This is a genomic window from Arenibaculum sp. (assembly GCF_035998295.1).
Taxonomy (GTDB): domain Bacteria; phylum Pseudomonadota; class Alphaproteobacteria; order Azospirillales; family Azospirillaceae; genus DASYHS01.
The window spans coordinates 1-5,273 of record NZ_DASYHS010000266.1 but is presented as its reverse complement, the minus strand read 5'-3'; the positions used below and the strand labels follow the sequence as shown (position 1 = coordinate 5,273).

Here is a 5,273-nt window from a genome sequence, read left to right as displayed (position 1 = left end):
CCGCTTCTACGAGGACGTCCTCGGCCTCGAGGCGGGCGAGCGGCCGCCCTTCCCGTTTCCCGGCCTGTGGCTCTATGCCGGCGACGGCACGCCCGTCGTCCATCTCGTCGGCACCGGCGCGCCGGCACCCGGCACCGGGTCAGGCACCGGCGCGCTCGACCACGTCGCCTTCACGGCCCGTGACCTCGACGCGACGCGCCGCCGCCTGGCGGAGAAGGGCGTTCCCTTCTCCGAGCGCACGGTGCCGCTGCTGGGCATGATCCAGGTGTTCGTGAACGACCCCCACGGCATCCGCATCGAGCTGAACTTCGACGCGTCCGAGCAGGCCGGCTGTTGACTGAAGCTGGAAAGAGCGCATCTTCGAACCGAGGAGGCCGGCCATGACGGAAATGGCGATAGACAGTCGGACCCGCGCGGTGTTGACCGCCGTGAAGTCGGCGCTCTTGGAGCGGTATGGCTCCCGTTTGGCCGGCCTTTACCTGTTCGGCAGCCGTGCACGCGGAGATCATCGGGAGGACAGCGACCTCGACCTCGCTGTCGTCTTGCACGACCCTCGGCAGCCGCTGACCCTTGCGGACCGAGAACTCCTCGACGTTACGTATCCGGTCGAGATCGAGAAAGGTATGGCGATTCAGGCCTGGACGTTGCCGGCCGCGGCCCTGGCCGGTGACCGCCCCGATCCCTTTTGTGGCCGGCTGGCGGAAACGATCAGGGCGGAAGGCAAGCTGGTGTGACGGATGCAGGCGGAGCGGCGGCCCAGATCGAGCAGGCGGAAAGAAGTCTGCGTTCGGCGCAGATACTGCTCGATGACGGTGACGTCAACGGGGCGATGAACCGCCTCTACTATGCCGTTTTCCATGGTGCCTGTGCAGCCCTGGCTTCGCGGGGGATCGAGATTCCTAGGACGCATGCCGGGACGATCGGCAAATTCGGCCAAGCCTTCGTAAAGCCCGGGATTGTCGATCTTGAACTTGGCAGGACCTTCAAGGAGGCGGAACAGGTCCGATACGCTGCCGATTACCGTGGCGATGTTCTCGGTGTTGATGTCGTCGAGCCGATGATGCGGGCTGGAGCGGCGTTCGTGAGTAGAATGAAGGAACTGACCGGGGCAGGCTGATCCGCTGCTCTTTCCGGAGTGCCCGTCGCGCCCTCCCGGTCAGCCGGCCGGGTCCACGATGGCGTCCAGCGGCACGTCGATCTCGCACACCAGTCCCTCGGCGCGCCAGTCGAGGCTCAGTTGGCCGCCCAGCTGGCCACGGACCACGCGCTCGACCGCGCCCGTCCCGAAGCCGCGCCGCGACGGCTGGCGCACCGGCGGTCCGCCCGTCTCGGTCCAGAGCAGGACCAGGCGCCCGCCCGCCGGCAGTGACCACTCGAGGTGGACATGGCCGCTGGGAGCGGAGAAGGCGCCGTACTTGGCCGCGTTGGTCGCCAGCTCGTGGAGCACCATGGCGACCGACTGCGCGGCGGACGGGGCGAGCTTCAGGCCGGGGCCGTCGATGCGCACCGGCCGGGCCCCCGGGCGGCGGTGGGGCGCCAGCACCTCCTCGGCCAGCCGCTCGAGGTCGGCCCCCTGCCAGTGGCTTTCCGACAGCATGGAATGCGCGTGGGCCAGCGCCCGGATGCGGCCGTCGATCGCCGCGGCGAACTCGGGAACGGTGTCGGCGCGGGTGAAGCGCACCATCGACAGGATGACCGCCAGCAGGTTCTTGGCGCGATGGTCGACCTCGCGCGCGAGCAGGCGCAGGCGCGAATCGGCCCGCTTGCGCTCGGTGATGTCGCGGGCGATCTTCGACGCGCCCACGATCCTGCCGTCGGTGCCCTTGATCGGCGATACCGTCAGCGATATGTCGATCAGGCTTCCGTCCTTGTGCCGCCGGACGGTCTCGTAGTGGTCGACCCGCTCGCCGCGCTGTATGCGCGCGAGGATCTCCGGTTCTTCGTCGTGCCGGTCCGGTGGGAACAGGATCGTGATCGGCTTGCCGATGGTTTCGTCCGCCGTGTAGCCGAAGAGGCGTTCGGCCCCTCGGTTCCAGGTGGCGATGACCCCGTCGAGGGTTTTGCTGACGATTGCGTCGTCGGAGGACTCGACGATCGCCGCGAGTTGCTGCGCCTGCCGTTCCGCCCGCCTGCGCTCGGTGATGTCCTGGAAGCAGTTCGCCGCGCCGATGATCCGGCCCTGCCCGTCGCGCAGCGGGACGACGTTCACCAGCGCCAGGAAACGGGACCCGTCATGCCGTTCGAAGACGACCTCGCCGTCCTTCGTCGTCGTGCCGGACACGAGCGCGTCGCGCATCGGCGTCTGCTCGTGCGGCAGATGCCGGCCGTCCGGCCAGTAGAGCCGGTGCGAGGCGCAGAAGCGCATCGCGGGATCGCCGGGCTCCGGGCGCTGGCCCCACAGCTCGGCCGCCCGGTCGTTGTAGGCGACGATGAGTCCGTCGGCATCGCAGACATAGACCGCCGCGGGCAGGACCTTCAGCAGATGGGCGGCGTAGTCCTGCACGCCGGGCAGTACGGCAGGCGGCACGGCAGGCGGTATGGCGGCAGCGCCGGCGGCGTCCGAACCCGCATCCAACGTCATCACGACCCCTGTCGATGCTTGCGGCCCGACCGCATGGTCGGGCCTCCCCCGGGCGCCCGGGGGCCCGTGGACCCGCTGCGGACCGACCGGTCTTTCCAACTCGGCGGAGGATGTTACGTCCAAACCGTTCGGGCCGTAAGCGTCTTTCCGGGGTTCGGAGGATGATCCCTCATGCGCCGGCCGCATGCGGACGGTCGGACCGCCGTTCCTTCCGTGTTAGGGTGGCCGTGTTAGGGTGGCAGCCAGCTCATCACCCGGAGGGAGGAAGGACATGGTGCCGTCGGTCGGCCGTCTCTCGCAGGAATACGACACCATCACCGAATACTGGTCGCCGCGCGTGGTGGCGGCCGCCAACGGTCAGTTCGTGAAGCTGGCCAAGGTGAAGGGCGAGTTCGTCTGGCACGCCCATGCCGACGAGGACGAGTTCTTCCTCGTCCATCGCGGCACGTTCGCGATCCGCTACCGCGACGGGCGCGAGGTCGTGCTGGAGGCCGGCGACTTCCACGTCGTCCCGCGCGGCGTCGAGCATCAGCCCCATGCCGACGGAGAAGCGTGGATCATGTTCGTCGAGCCGGTCCGGACGAAGCATACCGGCGACGTCCAGGCCGACGTCACCCGCTCGATCGATGAGCAGACCGCCCATCTGCGGTCTTGAAGAGGGGGCCGGTCAGTCGCCCCGGAAGCGGCCGAAATCCGGGCTGACGAACGTGAACAGGCGCCGGTCCAGCGGCATGCCGAACTGCGGGTCCAGCAGCGCCACCTCCGTCGTCAGGCCCTGGGCGTCGAGCACGCGCCACTTGCGCAGCCGCAGCGGGCTGTCCTCGAACACCAGGGTCAGCCGGCCCTTGGCGGGGTCCTTGGTCTCGACCAGCTCGATCTCGATCCGGCCGGGGCCGCGCTGGATGTCGTTGACCGTGACGGCGCCCGACAGCAGCAGGTCGTCGCGCAGGATCAGCTCGGCGAGCGTCGAGCCGATCGGCGCGTTGGACTGCTGGCGCAGCTCGGCGTCCCAGAAATGGATGAACCAGCCGTCGGCGACGATGTAGTTGCCGATCGGCGGGTCGTACTCGATGCGCATCTTGCCCGGCCGCTGCATGAAGAAGGTGCCGCGCGCCAGGCTGCCGTCGGGTGCCGCCTGGAGGAAGCGCGAGCGCAGCGTGCGGATCGAGTTGAGATAGGCCTCGATCCGCGCGATGTCGGCCTCGTCCCGGGCGGACAGGCCGGCCTGCGCGACCTGGTCGGCGCCGGGCGAGGACGCCTGCGCGGCGGCCGGGGATGCGGCTGCGTCCGCCGCGAGGAGGGGTGCGGCGGCGGCCGCCGCGAGGCAGAGGGCGGCGGCGGCCGAACGGAAGGTGCTGCGTCTGGTCATGCCCTTCTATATGTCGATCCACGGTGACGAAAAAAGGGCATGGGCCTCAGCCGCGGCTCTCGACGACGGCGCAGGCGATGCGCGCGCCGGACTGGCCGGACGGGTCGGTGCGGTAGTCGTCCGGCCCGGCATGGATCACCAGGGCCGAGCCGTCGTCGTCGAGCAGCATGTTCTCGCCGTCGAGCGAGGCGTCGCTCGCCAGCGCCTCGTGGACGAGGGCGCCGTCGCCGGGCACCGTGAGGTTGAGCAGGTCGCCGGCATGGGCCCCTTCGGTCAGGAAGCCGTGGCTCTCGCCCTCGGGGTTGTAGTGGCCGCCGGCCGAGGTGAACTCCGGCGGCTCGCAGGTGCCGGTCTCGTGGATGTGGAACCCGTGCTGGCCGGGCGGCAGCCCCTCGACGTCGATCCGGATCAGCACGCCGTTCGGCGTCCCGGTCAGCTCGGCGGTCCCGATCTCCCGGCCCTGGGCATCGACGAAGCTGCCGCTGGCGCCAGGGGCGTTCTGCTGGGCATTCTGCTGGGCGGCGGCCGGGAATGCTCCGAGGCAGGCCGCGGCGGCGAGGATCGTGAGGGCGTGGCGGTACGGCATGGGGAGCTCCCTTTGCATCGGATGTCCTCCCAACACCGTTCCGCCGGCCCCGTTCCGCCGCCCTGTTCCGCCGCCCCGTTCCACCGCCCCGTTCCCCCGGCAGCCGTCCGTCAGTCCTCCATCCGGTGCTGGACCAGGATCTCCCGCTTGCCGACATGGTTCGCCGACGAGACGATCCCCTCGGCCTCCATGCGCTCGACCAGGCGGGCGGCCTTGTTGTAGCCGATCTGGAGGTGGCGCTGGATGAAGCTGGTCGACGCCTTGCGCTCGCGCAGCACGACCGCGACCGCCTTGTCGTACAGGTCGTCTCCCGTGCCGCCGCGGCCCTGCTCCTCCTCCTCCTCGAAGGCCGCCATCTCGTCCTCGTCCTCGGTGATGGCGTCGACGTAGTTCGGCTCGCCCTGGCTCTGCAGGAACCGGACGACCTGCTCGACCTCCTGGTCGGTCACGAAGGGTCCGTGGACGCGGGTGATGCGCCCGCCGCCGGCCATGTAGAGCATGTCGCCCTGGCCGAGGAGCTGTTCCGCCCCCTGCTCGCCGAGGATGGTGCGGCTGTCGATCTTGCTGGTGACCTGGAACGAGATGCGGGTGGGGAAGTTGGCCTTGATCGTGCCGGTGATGACGTCGACCGAGGGGCGCTGCGTCGCCATGATCAGGTGGATGCCCGCCGCGCGCGCCATCTGCGCCAGGCGCTGGATCGCCGCCTCGATGTCCTTGCCCGCGACCAGCATCAGGTC

Annotated in this window: 8 protein-coding genes; 4 read left to right on the top strand and 4 right to left on the bottom strand. The window is 69.7% G+C overall.

Annotation, left to right across the window (positions count from 1 at the left end):
- The 3 genes from VGO20_RS24750 to VGO20_RS24740 all read left to right on the top strand — a co-directional run.
- The coding region (locus VGO20_RS24750; protein WP_327505070.1) for a VOC family protein at window positions 1-337 on the top strand (337 nt) is incomplete at its 5' end.
- A 43-nt stretch (window positions 338-380) separates the two neighbouring features.
- The gene (locus VGO20_RS24745) at window positions 381-734 is read left to right on the top strand and encodes a nucleotidyltransferase domain-containing protein (RefSeq protein ID WP_327505069.1); all 354 of its coding nucleotides are present in this window, start codon (window positions 381-383) and stop codon (window positions 732-734) included.
- Complete coding sequence (locus VGO20_RS24740; RefSeq protein WP_327505068.1) at window positions 731-1,117, top strand: HEPN domain-containing protein; 387 nt, start codon at window positions 731-733, stop codon at window positions 1,115-1,117. The genes VGO20_RS24745 and VGO20_RS24740 overlap by 4 nt, the downstream gene beginning before the upstream one ends.
- 39 nt (window positions 1,118-1,156) lie before the next feature.
- On the opposite strand, the gene VGO20_RS24735 is transcribed toward VGO20_RS24740, so the two are convergent.
- Entirely contained in the window at window positions 1,157-2,581 is a 1,425-nt protein-coding gene (locus VGO20_RS24735; protein WP_327505067.1) for a PAS domain S-box protein, read from the bottom strand.
- 271 nt (window positions 2,582-2,852) lie between these two features.
- Between VGO20_RS24735 and VGO20_RS24730 the strand changes: the two genes are divergently transcribed.
- Window positions 2,853-3,236 (top strand): cupin domain-containing protein, encoded by a 384-nt coding sequence (locus tag VGO20_RS24730; RefSeq protein WP_327505066.1) that lies wholly within the window; start codon window positions 2,853-2,855, stop codon window positions 3,234-3,236.
- Between the two features lie 12 nt (window positions 3,237-3,248).
- Here the strand turns inward: VGO20_RS24730 and VGO20_RS24725 are convergent, their stop codons facing one another.
- The 3 genes from VGO20_RS24725 to VGO20_RS24715 form a co-directional block, all read right to left on the bottom strand.
- Window positions 3,249-3,950: a LolA family protein gene (locus VGO20_RS24725; RefSeq protein WP_327505065.1), complete on the bottom strand. Its 702-nt coding sequence runs from the start codon at window positions 3,948-3,950 to the stop codon at window positions 3,249-3,251.
- A 46-nt stretch (window positions 3,951-3,996) separates the two neighbouring features.
- Window positions 3,997-4,536, bottom strand: a complete 540-nt coding sequence (locus VGO20_RS24720; RefSeq protein ID WP_327505064.1) for a superoxide dismutase family protein — start codon at window positions 4,534-4,536, stop codon at window positions 3,997-3,999.
- Between the two features lie 110 nt (window positions 4,537-4,646).
- A partial coding sequence (locus VGO20_RS24715) for a DNA translocase FtsK (protein WP_327505063.1) occupies window positions 4,647-5,273 on the bottom strand: 627 nt, incomplete at its 5' end.